Raw genomic sequence first — 396 nt, forward strand, 5'->3', positions numbered from 1 at the left:
ATGCATCGCCACCGCCTCGGCAGCGGCCGCGATCATGCCGCTAGTGACCCGGGACGCCCGAACAGCGATAGTTCCCAAACCAATTCCTGGGAACACCAGAGCGTTATTCGCCTGCGCGATCTGATAGGTCACACCATTGACCATGACTGGCTTGAACGGCGAACCGGTCGCGACCAAAGCACGTCCGTCAGTCCACGTGAGTACGTCGGACGGCAGGGCTTCAGCCTTACGGGTCGGGTTCGACAGTGGCATGATGACCGGACGCTCACACTGGGCAGCCATCGTCTTGACGATGTCCTCGGTGAAGGCACCGGGCTGGGCGGAGCAGCCGATAAGGATCGTCGGGTGGACGTTTCGTACCACGTCACCGAGCGTGTACTGGTCTGGGCTATCGAG

General features: G+C 61.6%; 1 protein-coding gene. It reads right to left on the reverse strand.

Features of this window, described 5'->3' with window-relative positions; genetic code table 11:
• Positions 1-396, reverse strand: a 396-nt coding sequence (locus tag K9U40_RS24415; protein ID WP_282892619.1) for a malic enzyme-like NAD(P)-binding protein, incomplete at both ends; no start/stop codon positions are given.

The organism is Xanthobacter autotrophicus, assembly GCF_030015065.1.
Taxonomy (GTDB): Bacteria; Pseudomonadota; Alphaproteobacteria; order Rhizobiales; family Xanthobacteraceae; genus Xanthobacter; species Xanthobacter autotrophicus_D.